The organism is Limosilactobacillus kribbianus (assembly GCF_026413145.1).
Taxonomy (GTDB): Bacteria; Bacillota; Bacilli; order Lactobacillales; family Lactobacillaceae; genus Limosilactobacillus; species Limosilactobacillus kribbianus.
In genome coordinates, this window is sequence record NZ_JAOVYZ010000050.1 from 1 (window position 1) to 14235 (window position 14235).

A 14235-nucleotide genomic window follows, 5' to 3' on the forward strand; every position below is an offset into this window, starting at 1 on the left:
TTGATTCTCGACGCTTAGCTTTTAAAACACCTTGGTACCAAGGCTTATTTAAGTGCGTCAAAAATCTGGTCAAAACAAGTTTGTCAGTGATAATTTTATCTTGACTTATTACCACATGACTTAAAGATCTTCCGAGTGGTGTGCTCATTTGATAACCCATTTTCCCGCATTAGAAGTTTAACAGAGATCTTGCTGTTTAAGAGATCATCATAAAAATGATTAATCCGGACTTCATAAATGTACTTAATCAGTGTAATCCCTGACTGTTGCTTAAAAAGTCTCGAAAGATAATTGGCGTTATACCCAAACCGCCGAGCAAGACTACTAACAGTCAGCGGCTGCTGGTAATGACTGTTGACATAGATAATCACATCCTTAATTCGGCTATTCGGGGTTAGGGCATTCTGGTTTGTTGCTAAACGGGTAAAGAGCAATTTCAAGATTTGAATAAATAGTAATTCATTATTAAACCGATAAGCCCGTGGCTGAAACCGTTGATTATCGCCCATTTTCTCAATCAATTTCACGATTTGCTGATATGCCGGATTATCCTTATGCCCATTATAAAAGACAAAATTTTCTGGATGATCAATATACGGTTCAATGACTGTGAGCGGAATCTGTAAAACAAAAGCGGTATTGGGAACATTCGCCACATCATGAACAATCCCGGAAGGAACCGCAATAAATTCCAATGGGTTAACAACATAAGCTTGTCCGGCAATATGAAAGGTCAGCCTGCCTTTCATCACGCAAACAATTTCAATACTGCTGTGCCAATGAAAGGGAACATAGCCACTAGCATTGGTAACGGATTTCCAGAATCGAATACCGATATTAGTATTAACAACCACATTCTCATGATGTTCATTGCTCATTTTAAAACCTCACATTTCTTACATAAGAAAGATCATTTTTATACTTCATCTTTTGTAATCATTGTGGTGATTGCGCTTTCACCTTATGATTATAGCATAGTTGTTTTTCACAACTTACTAACGAAAGAACTGCTATCAAAGGCTTGCTGAGGAGAAATCAAAATGAGTAAAATCAAAAATCCAATTATTCCAGGAATGGCACCAGATCCTTCAATCTTGCGTGTAGGGAAAGATTATTACATTGCAACATCTACTTTTCACTGGAAACCGGCTATCCAAATCTTCCATTCTGCTGACTTAGCAAACTGGGATTTGCTTGGCTATGCATTAAAAGACAATGAAATTGATTTACAGGGAACCAATACTCCCGCAGGTATTTGGGCCCCTCATCTTTCTTATGATCCAGAACAGCATAAATACTGGATTACATACTGCCATCTTCAAAACATGGCTGGCCGGGAATTCAATGCTGAATCTTATACGATTTGTGCCGATCAAATGACGGGGCCCTGGTCGAAACCGTTGTACCTCACATCGCTTGGCTTTGACCCATCACTATACCATGAAGCCGGAAAACACTACTTAACTGTTTTGGAATGGGAAACCCGTGATGGTTATCAAGCGCCAGGCCATATTGTAATTGCCGAAGTAAATCTTGTAACTGGTCAAGTCGGCAAATGGCACCGGGTGACCACGGGCTTTACTACCCGTGGTTGCGTGGAAGCGCCGCAGATTTATCACCACGGAAATTATTATTATCTGATGTTGGCGTCAGGAGGAACAGGCTATGGTCACGCGGTTGAAATTGGCCGTGCTAAAAACATTTTTGGACCTTACGAACCCAATCCCACCAAAGAGCCGATTATTACCTCCGCTCCTCGGCACCTGTTTTCGCTTGGTGATCCCGACGCCGGACATTTTGAAATGTACAATCCTAATTCACCCATCCAAAAAGCTGGTCATGGATCCTTAGTAGAGACTCCCGATGGGAAATGGTATATTGCTCACCTCATGTCGCGTCCGCTGCCGGGGACAAAATTAAATCCATTAGGGCGAGAAACAGGCCTTCAGCAAATGAAGTGGACCACTGATGGCTGGTTAGCGATGGCCGATGATAGCAACCTTGCTAAATTAACGGTCGACCTTCCCGGCAATGCTGAGCAGGAAGGGCAACGATTTGACATTGAAGAGTATTTTACTGGCAATCATTATGACCAGCGTTTCATGACACCCTACCATGATCAGAATCATACATGGGTTAAAATAGCAGCGCACCAGTTGCGGATTTATGGGCGAAATTCATTCTTTTCACAAGTAGCACCGTCCATTATGGGAACCCGTGCCACCTCATTTAACTACGATCTCCAGACCAAAGTGTCTTTTCATCCTGAGCATTACTCTGAATCAGCCGGTGCCGGTCTCTATTACGATTCCAATAACTGGCTCTACGCTCGTCTTGGCGAATCTGATGATGAACAAAGAATTACGCTTCGGTTAGTTCAGGCAAAACAAGGGCAACGAACTATCGATTTAGCATCCGAGATTGATGTTCCCGCAGGCGAAGTTGAAATCAAAATTCAATATCGACAAGGGATGGCAACGATTCTGTATCGTTTGCCAGAGCACCATTGGGAAAACTTGAAAGCAGGAATTGACGTAACTTATCTGTCCGATGAGGGAGTTAACGGGGAACCGGGTGAAATTGGTGGCTTTACCGGTTTATTTAACTTCATCGGTGCTATTGATGCCTATGAACACCAGTCGTACGGAACCTTTGACTATTACCGAGTTAAAAACAATTAGGGGATAAAGAAATGCAAAAAGTAACGGTTAACCTAAAAAGATTATTGCCAGCTTTGGTAATTGGACCAGCGAGTTGGCTGGGACCTTACGTTGTTATGAATAGCCTTTTCTTACCAGCGTTGATTCAAAAAATTGATGCACCGCACAAAGTCGAACTAGTATCACTGTTTGCAACGCTAGGAATGATATTTGCGGCAATTTCAAATATGGTCGCCGGCGCACTTTCGGATCGAACCCATTCCCGTTTTGGCAAGCGGACACCGTGGATTATTGGTGGCGCCCTCTGCTTTATGTTGGCAATGATCGGTGCTTCTTTTTGTAACAGTATTCCCGCCCTCTTGGTTGCCTGGATGGTTGGCCAGATTGCGTTGAATTTTATTGTTGCGCCAATGGTTGCTTGGATCGACTTTGCTCCTGAAGGCGGTCGTGCCACTGCATCTTCTGCTTACGGTGGCTTAGGAATGGCGCTCGGTAATAACGGTTTTAACGTGGTTGGTGCTCTTTTTCTGAGCAATTTCCGTCTTGGTTTTGTCATCTTCGGCATTTTTACACTGATTGGAACTTTAATTGCTGTCTTGATTGTCCACGAACCATCAAGCTTGAATGATCTCAATAAGCAAAATAGGAAAAAGGAAAAATTCAGTTGGCACGATTTGGCAACGATTTTCCCACGCTGGTCAATTGGCCGTGATTATTATTTAGCTTTAATTGGCAAGCTTTTTCAGGGTGTCGGAAACTTTGCAATCACCGGTTACATTCTTTACATCATGACCGATTTCCTTCATCGGGGAAGTCAAACCCAATCCTCCATTCAATTAATTAATGCAATCATGTTGGCATTTGGGATTTTAATGGGCTTCGTCGCCGGGCCGATCGCTGACAAATTAAAAATTCTAAAGTACCCGGTTGCTCTTTCAACTATCTCCCTTGCAATCGCTGCCCTGTCAATGTTTATTCTTCGAAATACAGCGGGAATTATCATCTATGCTTTCTTTGCTGGACTAGGGATGGGGCTTTGGAATGCTTTGGATAATCTCTTAAACCTTGAGGTAATCCCTGATCAGAATCGCGTGGCGTTTTTCCTAGGAGTATATAATCTTGGCAACACTATTACCCAGGCAATTGCCCCTGTAATTGCCGGCGCCGTAATCTCGCTCTACGGATATTCCGCTGTGTTTGTTGTTTCATTTGTATTTGCGCTAATTGGCGGAATTTGCATGCTATCTATTAAATCTGTTAAACGTTAAAAGCAAATCGGCTAACCAAAAGTGACTGAAGTTTTGGCTGGCCGATTTGTTTTTATATCCCGGGTATGTTTAATATCGTTCATTATCCACTTACGACAAAACGGTTTGCATCACCCGTTTCAATTCCTCAATCTCATCCTCGGTCGGGGAACGTCCCATTGAGAGGACGTGCCGCATCATGTTAACAAAGGTACTGGCACAAAAGTCAAGAACAAACTCAGAGGGCTGGGGAGTAATGATTTCACGCAATGTCTGCTCGATCCGGCGGTGCAACTGGTTCTGCAGGCTCCGCTCGTCATATTGAATCTGAAACAGCTTGAGAATTAACTGACGGTAGCGAAAGAGTTCATCATAAATTCCACTCACCTGGCCTAGGTGGATGAAAGTTGCCAACGATTCGTGCTCTTTCATCCGCCAGGTCCGTTTGGCAAGCAGGCGATCAAAAACCGCCAGCATCTCAGTCGTGAGCTTTTCCGTCAAGTCGTACTTATCCAGGTAGTAGTTATAGAAGGTTTGGCGGTTGATCAGGGCCCGTTTGGCAATCTGGGTCACGGACACCTCGCGGAAGGATTCCTCCTGAAGCAGTTCGACGAAAGCATTTTGAATCATCTTCTGGGTTCGCTGGGCTTGCAAGCTCACCATTATCATCACCTCATTGATAGCTGTCATTATTTATGACACGTGTCATGATCAACGACAATTCTAGCACAACTGAGGATTGCCGACTAGGCGGGCACATTGGATAATGAGGGCAGTAAAACAACACGGGAGGAATTAAAATGCAAAATCTACTCGACATTCGCCAACTCGAGAAGCGGTTCGGCGACCAGGTTGTCCTCCGCGGTGTCAATCTCCAAGTCACCGCCGACCGGATCACCGGCCTAATCGGTCCCTCCGGCTCGGGAAAGACGACCCTGATTAAGACCGCCCTCGGGATGGAAAAGAGTTCCGGCGGATCTGCCACGGTCCTAGGCAAAACGATGCCTAACCGCTTGGCACTGGCTAAGATGGGCTACATGGCCCAGAGCGACGCCCTTTACCTCGACCTGACCGCCCGGGAAAATCTCCAGTTCTTCGGCCAGATGAAGGGCCTGACCGGGACGAAGCTCAAAGACGACGTTGAACACGTCGCTGGAATTGTCGACCTAACCACCAGCCTTGATAAGCGCGTCCAGGCCTTCTCGGGCGGGATGAAGCGCCGACTGTCCCTGGCCATCGCCCTGCTTGCCAGCCCGCAGCTGCTGATCTTGGACGAGCCCACCGTCGGCATCGACCCCGCCTTAAGCAAGCAGATCTGGGCGGAATTGAAGCGCCGGCGGGACGCGGGCTGCGGCGTTTTGGTCACCACCCACGTCATGAGTGAGGCCGAACAGGTCGATTCTGTCGCCCTCCTTATGCAGGGGACAATCATCGCCAATGACACTCCGCAAAACCTGAAAAAACAGTACCAGGTTGACTCGATCGAAGGCGTCTTTCTCAAGGCAGAAAAGGAGGTGGAGGACTAATGCGCACCCTTGCAATTACCAACCGAATCGTGAAGGAACTGAGCCGGGACAAGCGGACGCTGGCCCTGCTCTTCCTCGCGCCAATCTTCATTATGTGGCTGCTCTCAATTATGTTTTCCGCCAACACCAAACCCCACGTGACGATCGGAACCTACAATGTCAGCTCCGCTCTGGTCCAGCGAATGGACAAGGTTAAAAACGTCAAAACTAAGGAGTACGACTCCAAGGCCGCCGCACAACGGGCTCTGAAAGACTACCAGGTCGACTCAATTGTGACCAAGAACGGCAGCGACTACCACGTCCGCTACGCCAACATCGACTCGACCAAGACGGCACTGTCTCGTCAAGCCTTCCAGCTGGCCCTGCAGAGGACCCAGGCCACGGCGACCCAGCGGACAATTCACAAGCTGGCAGCAACCCTGCCGGCCAGCGTCCAGGCCCAGTTTGGCCAGCAATCTTCGGCCATTCCGTCAGTGAAGTCCTCCTACCAGTACGGGGATCACAATACTAACTTCTTCTCCAAGGTCATCCCCGTCTTCATGGGCTTCTTCGTCTTCTTCTTTGTCTTCCTGATTTCGGGAATTGGCCTGCTCAAGGAACGGACCAGCGGAACCCTCGACCGCCTGCTGGCCACCCCAGTACGGCGCGGTGAAATCGTGGCCGGCTACATGATCAGCTACGGGGCCGTCGCCATCCTGCAGACCGTCGTGATTGTCGCCACCACCATCTGGCTGCTCAAGGTCGAAGTTGTCGGCAGCCTCTTCTGGGTCTTCGTGATCAACTTCCTGCTTTCCCTGGTCGCCCTGGCCCTCGGGATCTTCATTTCGACCTTTGCCTCGTCGGAATTCCAGATGGTCCAATTCATTCCCCTGGTGGTCCTGCCGCAGATCTTCTTCTCCGGCCTGGTGCCGCTGTCGGGAATGCCATCGTGGACCGTCGCAGTTTCTAAAATTCTGCCGCTGACCTACGCCAGCAACGCCATGAACGACGTGATCCTCAAGGGTGGCGGCTTCAACGCCATTGCCGGCGACCTCTGCGCCCTCTTGATTTTCGGGATCATCTTCGTGGTGCTCAACATTATCGGGCTGAAGCGGTACCGGAAGGTTTAAGTAACCAGTTTTCCTTACAATAAAAATTGCCAATCAAAAAACAACGGTGCAATCTCCTACGGGAAACTGCACCGTTGTTTTTTTACTTTGAACTATTTTCTTCTTCCGTTTCCGTGCGCTGTTTGAAGCGTTGCCACTCCGTTGAGAAGGTGAAGGCAAAGGCACTGGCGAGAAAGATAACCAGGATGACGGCCTGAAGCCACTTGGCAGCGTGCAGGCTATAAGTCAGTATCAAGAGAATCAGGCTGACCAGCGCAACACCGGTCGTTGCCCGGCGATTACTGAAAAACTTCATCGAAATTTCATCCCCTTCACGCGATTTCTCTAATGATAACACATCGCCAGTGTCTGTGCTGATCATCTGTAACTATAGGGAACGCACCAGGCTGATCATCTCGAGCAGGCTCTGCGCCGTGCTGGCCCCCTCGTTGCCCATCTTAAGTCCGGCCCGCTGCATGGCCTGTTCGATGTTGTCCGTGGTTAGGATGCCAAAGGTTACCGGGAGCTTGCCCTGCAGATTCAGATCCATGATTCCACGGGTCACGTTCTGGCAAATCAAATTGTAGTGGTCCGTGTCCCCTTTGATCACCGCACCCAGGGTCATGATACCGGCGAAACGCTCACTATCCATTAGTTTTTTCGCCGCAAAGGGAATCTCGAAGGCCCCCGGGACGTGATAGACGTCAATTTGGCCGGTCGGGACACCGAATTTTTCGAGGGTCGCCACCGCTCCTTCCTTGAGCTGGCGGGTCACCGTCGAGTTGAAATCGGCGACCACGATTGCGATGCGCAGGTCCTGTTGATCAAATTTGCCACTGAATTCGTTCATGATTATGCCTCCAAATTTAATAGGTGATGAAACTTGTGCTTTTTGGTTTCCAAATACTTGTGGTCGTAGCTGTTGGGTGCGATTTCCAGCGGCAGGCGGCGGTTGATTGTGATCCCGTCGAGTTCAAGCTGGTCAATCTTATCCGGATTGTTGGTCAGGAGGTCAATCTTTGTGATTCCCAGCTGACGGAGCATCCGGGCGGCTAGTGCGTATTTGCGCTCGTCAGCATGAAAGCCGAGCTCTTCGCTGGCCTCGGCCGTGTCCGCTCCTTTCTCCTGGAGCCAGTAAGCCTTGAGCTTGTTGCGCAAGCCGATGCCCCGCCCCTCCTGACGCAGGTAGAGGATCACACCGCTCCCGTTGGTCTCAATCCGCCGCATCGCCTCATGGAGTTGGGGCCCACAGTCGCAGCGCAGCGAACCTAGGACGTCGCCGGTAAAACATTCAGAGTGCAGGCGAACCATCACCGGCGCCGAGCCGGAAATATCACCCTTGATCAAAGCCAAGTTGTCGCCGGCGAAGTAGTGCAGACGAAAGCTGCCGTACTTGCTGGGCAGCTTGACCTCCTCTACGGGTTTACTCACCTCGCTCCGGCGGTATTCCTGAAGGTCCTTGATCGTGATGATCGGCAGGCTGTACTCATCCGCCATCTCGTGGAGCTCCTTGGCCCGGGCCATCTCCCCGTTGGACTTCAGGATTTCACAGATGTAAGCCACCGGCTCCGCCCCCGCCAGCTTGGCCAGGTCGACCGCCGCCTCGGTATGGCCGTTGCGCTCCAACACGCCGTTTTCCTTAGCGACCAGCGGGAAAATATGGCCGGGCTTGTAGAAATCAGCGTTAACTGCTTGCGAATCCGCCAGGTGGGTAATCGTCCGCCAACGGTCAAAGGCCGAGATCCCGGTGGTCGTCGTCTTGTGGTCCACGCTGATCGTAAAGGCGGTCCCAAACGGGTCGGTGTTGTCCGCGGTCATCTGCCCCAGCTGCAAGCGCTGGGCCACCTGGGGCGCCATCGGCACGCACATCAATCCCCGCGCGTACTTGGTCATGAAGTTCACCTTCTGGGGCGTCGCCTTGGCGGCCAGGCCGATCATGTCGCCCTCAGCTTCCCGGTCCAGATCGTCCATCACGATCACCAGACCACCGTTCTTCAATTGTTTTAAGGCATCCTGAATTTTTTTGACATCCATCATTTCGTCCCCACTTTCAAATTTGCGGCTACGTACTTGCCCAAAATATCCGTTTCTAAGTTCACCGGGTCGCCAACCCGCAGCGCGTTGAGGTTGGTGATCGTCTGCGTGTGCGGAATCAGACCGACGCTGAATCGGTCACGCGCCGCCTTCATCACGGTCAGGCTGACGCCGTTGAGGGCCACACTGCCCTGGGCTACCACCTGAGTCCGCAAGCGTGGCGGCAACGCCAGGGTCAATTCGATGGCGTTTTCGTTTTGCCGGCGGGCCAGTACGGAAACCACCTCATCGACGTGGCCGGTAACGAGGTGGCCCTCGAGCCGGCTGCCGACCGCCAGCGACCGTTCCAGGTTCACCCTGTCGCCGACTTGGCGGTCTTTAAAGGTCGTCTTCTCAAAGGTCTGCGGCATCAAGGTAACCGTGAAATCTTGGTCGTTAAATTGTTCCACGGTCAGGCAGGTCCCGTCGATGGCAATCGACTCCCCAACCTTAATTCCATTGAGGAAATCCGCTGGCTGCGGTGCGATCGCCATTCGAATGGTCTTGCCCTCTAACTTGAGCTCGCTAATTCGGCCTGTTCCAGCAACTAATCCACTAAACATCTTCATCCACCCTTTCTGCAATCCTGACATTGTCACCCAACTGTTCAATCGTAACGGCCCGCGGCATGATCGGGCGGGCGGGTTGGAAGCCAGCCAATCCTTGTTGGCCAAGCAGTCGTGGGCTCAGGTAAGTCAACAGCTCGTTTACCAGGCCGCTGTTAAAGACCGCGCGATGAATCGTCGGGCCGCCTTCAACATACAGCGACTGTAGCCCTCGCCGGCCACACGCCTTCACCACGGTAGCGATCGTTGGCTGTGCCAGGCAAATCACCTCAGCATTGGTTGCCGCCAGTTGTGCGCTCAAAGCGGGATTGGCGGTAAACACCCAGGTCGGCGCGGCCCAGTCGTGAAAAATCCGTAGCTCCCGGTGTTGCCCCAACCTGCCCCGGCGATCCAAAATGATCCGTACCGGCGGAAAGTCCGTCCGGGCCGTGGTCGTCAGGAGCGGATCGTCGCTAATTGCGGTCTGGCTGCCGATCACGATTCCGTGAAACCAGGCTCGCTCCTGGTGCACCCGCTCGTAAACCAGACGATTGGTAATCGTCGTCCGGGTGGCGGGCGCGCTCGCCACCTTGCCGTCGAGCGACAGTGCCTGTTTCAGCGTCACCCATGGCCGCCGGTAACGAAAGTAGAAGTTGTAGTGGGGATTGACCGCCGTTGCCTCGCTTTCCAGCACCCCGGTCGCCACCGTGATTCCGTGGTCCCGCAGCTTTTGGATCCCCTTCCCAGTCACCAGAGCGTGCGGATCCGTTTCAGCAATCACCACCCGGCTGATCCTTGAAGCGACAATCAGATCCGCACAGGGCGGCTGCTTGCCATAGTGATTGCAAGGTTCCAGGGTCACGTAAAGGGTCGAATTCAATAACTGCTCCGGAGAAAGCTTGCTAATGGCGTCGCGCTCGGCATGAACACCGCCGAACGCGTGGGTGTGGCCCGTCGCCAGCACCCGCGAATTCTTGACCACGACCGCCCCGACGCGGGGATTTTGCCAGGTCGACCAGTCGGCAAGTTGCGCCTGCTTGATTGCCAGGCGCATCATCTCTTCGTCAATTTGCATTAGCATCTCCTCCTTCCATGCAAAAAAGCCTCGAGAAAATCTTCCTGGGGCTTTACTTGTTTGATCAAAACGCCTTTAAAAATCGAAAACCCGGATAACGTTTCGCCATCCGGGGCTATTTCAAGATTAAAAAGCTGGCAACTGTCCTGCCACGTTTCATTTCTTCTCCCATCCAGACTGTCACTGTCGGTACCAGACTCGCACTGGTTCAGCCGCTGACCAGAGCGATCAGCGGGTCACGGACTTCAAGCATTGCTTGTCACCGTCGGTTGGGAATTGCACCCTGCCCCGAAGAAATTATTGATTCGACTTGTTTTTAGTTTAGCACTGAACTTGTTTTCTGTAAAATGAGAGAATTCACCGCCAAATTTTCCGAACCGTTGATAGAGCTAACCGCAAAGTTGATTTGAAAATGTCAAGCCTAACAATCAAATCAATCTTGATTTACACTAGATGTGCTATTTAAAAATCAATCTAACACAAGATATGCGATTTACTTTGCACGACTAAAATCAGATTTGAAAGGATGAATTAATCTTGCCGCAAATCACATTGAGTCCATTTTTCATTAATCACATTAAACAAACCGTTACCCCGCACTGAGGACCGCTGGGCTGGGTTACCTACAAGCGAACCTACGCACGCTGGCTGTCTGATCAGCAACGGCACGAACGCTGGGATGAAACGGTCAAGCGGGTCGTCGAGGGGAATATCAATCTCGATCCCCGGCTTCAGGATTCACCCAGTCAAGCAATCATTGATGAGGACTATGAAGAAGCCCGGCAGCTTTTTAAGCTGATCTATGGCCTTGGCGGCACTCCTTCCGGCCGGAATTTGTGGATCTCTGGAACCGACTACCAGCAACGGACCGGCGACTCCCTGAACAACTGCTGGTTCATCGCCATTCGTCCCCAAGCTTATGGTGATAGTCACATCGTCCCCGACTATCTCAATCCTCAGCAGCCGTCTGTTTCGATGCCCTTTGCTTTTCTTTTCGACGAACTGATGAAGGGTGGCGGCGTTGGTTTTAGCGTTACTCGCGAAAATATCCAGCAGCTGCCCGTCCTCGACCAGCAAGTCCAATTGACGATTGTCATCAGCAAGGACAGTGCCTCCTTTGATGCAGCGACGAAGCTGGGCGCAGTCTCAAAAGAGGACTGGGCAAAGGATCACCCGGCAAACGACGACCGAGTTTACTATGAACTGCCTGATACGCGCGAGGGCTGGGTACTGAGTCTCAGCCATCTGATCGACCAGCACTTTAATGCCACCAACCCCCAGGGCCACCAGGAACTTGTCCTCGACATGTCAAACATCCGGCCATACGGGGCCAAGATTCACGGCTTCGGCGGAACGGCGGCCGGCCCGATGCCATTAATCAGCATGCTCTTTGACGTTAACCAAATCCTGAATAACCGGGAGCACACTCACCTGACCAGCGTCGACGCGACCGACATCTGCAACCTGATCGGGAAGGCCGTGGTGGCCGGCAACGTGCGGCGGAGCGCCGAAATGGCCCTGGGTTCTAATGATGATGAGCACTTTATCGCGATGAAGCAGGACCAGCAAAAGCTGATGCATCACCGGTGGGCTTCCAACAACTCAATCGCAATCGACACCAATTTCAATCACTATGAACCAGTTGCCCAAGGGATCCTCAAAAACGGTGAGCCCGGCGTCTTCAACCTTGAACTCTCTCGTCACTACGGTCGGCTGGCAGACGGTTACCAGGAGCAGGCCGACCCTGCTGTCGAAGGAACTAATCCTTGCGGCGAGATTTCCCTTAGCAACGGTGAGCCTTGCAACCTCTTCGACATCTTCCCCCTGGTCGCTGAAGCCCAAGGCTGGAAGCTCAAAGACGCTTTCGCCCTGGCCACCCGTTTCGCTAAACGGGTCACCTTTAGCCACTACGACTGGGAGGTTTCCCGGAAGATCATCCAGCAAAATCGGCGAATCGGGATTTCAATGTCTGGCATCCAGGACTGGATTCTGCACCGCTTTGGCCACCGTGTCGTGACCGGCTACGACCAAGACGGACGCCCCCAGTACGATCCTGAAATTGTGAGAACATTCGACCAACTTTACCACTATGTCCTCGATGCTGATCACGACTACAGTCAGGTTCTTGGCTGCCAGCCGTCCATCAAGCACACGACCGTCAAGCCATCCGGAACGGTCGCCAAGTTGGCCGGAGTTTCCGAGGGAATGCACTTCCACTACGCCGGCTACCTGATCCAGCGGATTCGTTTCCAGGATACCGACCCGCTTCTGCCAGCATTGAAGAAGTGTGGCTACCACATTGAACCCGACGTTTACACCAAGAACACGATGTGCGTTGAGTTTCCAATCCGCGCGCCACATGCCGATGACCCGAACTTTGCCTCGGCGGGAACCGTTTCGATGCGTGAGCAGTTAGCCACTCAGGCCTTCCTGCAGCGGTACTGGTCGGACAATGCCGTCTCCTGCACCATTACCTTCCGAGATGCCGAGAAGACGCAGATTGCACCATTACTGACGCAGTTCAATCGGGAAATCAAGTCGACTTCCATGCTGCCATACTATGGTGCGGGACTGACGCAAGCACCAAAGGAACCAATCACAAAGGATGCTTACCAAGATAAGGTCAACCAGCTACACGGCAACGTAGAAGCAACCTTTAATGAAATGAACGACCTCAAAGGCCTCAGCATCATCGGTCAAACCGACTGTATTGGCGGTGCCTGCCCGATTAAATAAGCTGCACCACAACCCAAATTTAGAAATAAGCCGATCAATCATTTCCGGATTGATCGGCTTATTTGAATTCAGTTAACTTTGCTCAACTAAAAGCTCGTTCAGCCTTCTCCAAATGTCCAGAAGAATTTTCTGCAAAAAGGTTTAAAAGGAGAATTGGTTATGACAAAGAAAAATCCATTTAACCCTACTTTTGGCGACGTTCCACCGCTGTTTCTTGATAAGGGACAAACCGTTGCAAAGCTCGTCACATTAATTAAGCAGAGCGATTTTGCCCGTTCATTCTTCATTACCGGTGTCCGGGGATCGGGCAAGACCGCCTTTCTCACCCGGGTCAGCAATGAGTTGCAGTCCGATCCCAACTGTTATTCAATCGATCTGCTCAACCATAACGGGATTTTGACCAGTTTGGCACGGCAACTTGATGACTTGAGCAATCCGAAGGCCATTAAAATGTTCGACAGCATCAAGTCACTATCGATTGACGGTGTCAGCATTAGTCGCGACACCGAAGCACCGAACGTTGATCAGTTGCTTGACCAACTCATGCAGCACATTGCTAATCAGCACAAATACGTTGTGATAACGATCGATGAAGTCACAAATTCCAAGTCAATTAGTGATTTTGCCCAAGTATTCAGCGCACTAAAGCGCAAGGGCTACCCAATTTTTTGTCATCATGACGGGGCTGCCGGATCTCGTGCTTGACCTACAAAATGACGCCAAGCTGACCTTCCTTTTGCGGTCGGAAAAAATCAACATGGCACCGTTGAGCATGACTGACATCACGTTGAGCTATCAGCGGGTCTTCGATTATTCATTCGCCGAAGCGGGTAAAATGGCCAAGATGACGATGGGTTACTCCTATGCCTTTCAATTGTTGGGTTACCTCGTATTTGAGAATCTTAGCAACACAGCTTTTAACGGGCAGGCAGTTAAGGACGTCCAACCCGCCTACCAAGCCTTACTATTGAAAATGCCTATCAAAAAATTTTCATTGATCTTTCAACACTGGATCGACAATACCTGATTGCGGTTAACGGTCACCATAAGCTTTCCGAAATCAGCAAAATCATGGGCAAGGACAAGGTCTTCGTTTCTCAATACCGTCGCCGGGCGATTGAACGACACCTAGTAGAGCCAAGCGGCTACGGTTACGTTAGCTACCAATGTCATTAAGTTAAGAGCTTGACAATTAGTGGTCGGTTCTTACAGGATGTCGTTTGAAAAGTAATTCGTTAATTTTAAGGCCACCTAAGTAGTAATCGCGGTTACTAATTAGGTGGCC

14 protein-coding genes, 1 pseudogene and 1 riboswitch are annotated in these 14235 nt (G+C 50.6%); of the genes and pseudogenes, 8 read left to right on the forward strand and 7 right to left on the reverse strand.

Annotated elements, in window-relative coordinates; genetic code table 11:
• Positions 1-95 precede the first annotated feature (95 nt).
• Entirely contained in the window at positions 96-878 is a 783-nt protein-coding gene (locus OCT58_RS08755) for a helix-turn-helix domain-containing protein (protein ID WP_267202487.1), read from the reverse strand.
• Positions 879-1040: 162 nt separating this feature from the next.
• Here OCT58_RS08755 and OCT58_RS08760 point away from each other — a divergent pair, with 162 nt between their 5' ends.
• A complete protein-coding gene (locus tag OCT58_RS08760) occupies positions 1041-2681 on the forward strand; it encodes a glycoside hydrolase family 43 protein (RefSeq protein ID WP_267202488.1) in 1641 nt (546 codons plus the stop codon).
• An 11-nt stretch (positions 2682-2692) separates the two neighbouring features.
• A complete protein-coding gene (locus OCT58_RS08765) occupies positions 2693-3928 on the forward strand; it encodes an MFS transporter (protein ID WP_267202489.1) in 1236 nt (411 codons plus the stop codon).
• A 90-nt stretch (positions 3929-4018) separates the two neighbouring features.
• Here the strand turns inward: OCT58_RS08765 and OCT58_RS08770 are convergent, their stop codons facing one another.
• A complete protein-coding gene (locus OCT58_RS08770) occupies positions 4019-4570 on the reverse strand; it encodes a TetR family transcriptional regulator (RefSeq protein WP_267202490.1) in 552 nt (183 codons plus the stop codon).
• A gap of 137 nt (positions 4571-4707) precedes the next feature.
• Between OCT58_RS08770 and OCT58_RS08775 the strand changes: the two genes are divergently transcribed.
• On the forward strand, positions 4708-5433 hold the full coding sequence (locus OCT58_RS08775) for an ABC transporter ATP-binding protein (protein ID WP_267202491.1): 726 nt from the start codon (positions 4708-4710) through the stop codon (positions 5431-5433).
• Positions 5433-6542 (forward strand): ABC transporter permease, encoded by a 1110-nt coding sequence (locus OCT58_RS08780; RefSeq protein WP_267202492.1) that lies wholly within the window; start codon positions 5433-5435, stop codon positions 6540-6542. Before OCT58_RS08775 ends, OCT58_RS08780 begins: the two co-directional genes overlap by 1 nt.
• 82 nt (positions 6543-6624) lie before the next feature.
• Here the strand turns inward: OCT58_RS08780 and OCT58_RS08785 are convergent, their stop codons facing one another.
• The 5 genes from OCT58_RS08785 to ribD all read right to left on the reverse strand — a co-directional run bounded on the left by OCT58_RS08785 (position 6625) and on the right by ribD (position 10214).
• Complete coding sequence (locus tag OCT58_RS08785; RefSeq protein WP_267202493.1) at positions 6625-6837, reverse strand: hypothetical protein; 213 nt, start codon at positions 6835-6837, stop codon at positions 6625-6627.
• Positions 6838-6909: 72 nt separating this feature from the next.
• Positions 6910-7371, reverse strand: coding sequence for a 6,7-dimethyl-8-ribityllumazine synthase (ribH, locus tag OCT58_RS08790; RefSeq protein WP_267202494.1), 462 nt, complete (start codon positions 7369-7371; stop codon positions 6910-6912).
• A 2-nt stretch (positions 7372-7373) separates the two neighbouring features.
• On the reverse strand, positions 7374-8555 hold the full coding sequence (ribA, locus tag OCT58_RS08795; RefSeq protein ID WP_267202495.1) for a GTP cyclohydrolase II: 1182 nt from the start codon (positions 8553-8555) through the stop codon (positions 7374-7376).
• The gene (locus OCT58_RS08800) at positions 8555-9157 is read right to left on the reverse strand and encodes a riboflavin synthase (protein WP_267202496.1); all 603 of its coding nucleotides are present in this window, start codon (positions 9155-9157) and stop codon (positions 8555-8557) included. Before OCT58_RS08800 ends, ribA begins: the two co-directional genes overlap by 1 nt.
• Positions 9150-10214 (reverse strand): bifunctional diaminohydroxyphosphoribosylaminopyrimidine deaminase/5-amino-6-(5-phosphoribosylamino)uracil reductase RibD, encoded by a 1065-nt coding sequence (gene ribD / locus OCT58_RS08805; RefSeq protein ID WP_267202497.1) that lies wholly within the window; start codon positions 10212-10214, stop codon positions 9150-9152. The genes OCT58_RS08800 and ribD overlap by 8 nt, the downstream gene beginning before the upstream one ends.
• A 156-nt stretch (positions 10215-10370) precedes the next feature.
• A riboswitch (FMN riboswitch) is annotated at positions 10371-10514 on the reverse strand.
• A 234-nt stretch (positions 10515-10748) separates the two neighbouring features.
• Here ribD and nrdJ point away from each other — a divergent pair.
• The 4 genes and pseudogenes from nrdJ to OCT58_RS10515 all read left to right on the forward strand — a co-directional run bounded on the left by nrdJ (position 10749) and on the right by OCT58_RS10515 (position 14126).
• Positions 10749-12950 (forward strand): annotated as a pseudogene (nrdJ, locus tag OCT58_RS08810) (ribonucleoside-triphosphate reductase, adenosylcobalamin-dependent).
• 159 nt (positions 12951-13109) lie between these two features.
• The gene (locus OCT58_RS08815) at positions 13110-13655 is read left to right on the forward strand and encodes an ATP-binding protein (protein ID WP_267202498.1); all 546 of its coding nucleotides are present in this window, start codon (positions 13110-13112) and stop codon (positions 13653-13655) included.
• Entirely contained in the window at positions 13648-13977 is a 330-nt protein-coding gene (locus OCT58_RS08820) for a hypothetical protein (protein ID WP_267202499.1), read from the forward strand. The genes OCT58_RS08815 and OCT58_RS08820 overlap by 8 nt, the downstream gene beginning before the upstream one ends.
• Positions 13977-14126 carry a hypothetical protein gene (locus tag OCT58_RS10515; protein WP_497529872.1) on the forward strand — a complete coding sequence of 50 codons (150 nt, stop codon included), beginning with the start codon at positions 13977-13979 and terminating at the stop codon, positions 14124-14126. The genes OCT58_RS08820 and OCT58_RS10515 overlap by 1 nt, the downstream gene beginning before the upstream one ends.
• The last annotated feature ends 109 nt before the right edge of the window (positions 14127-14235 follow it).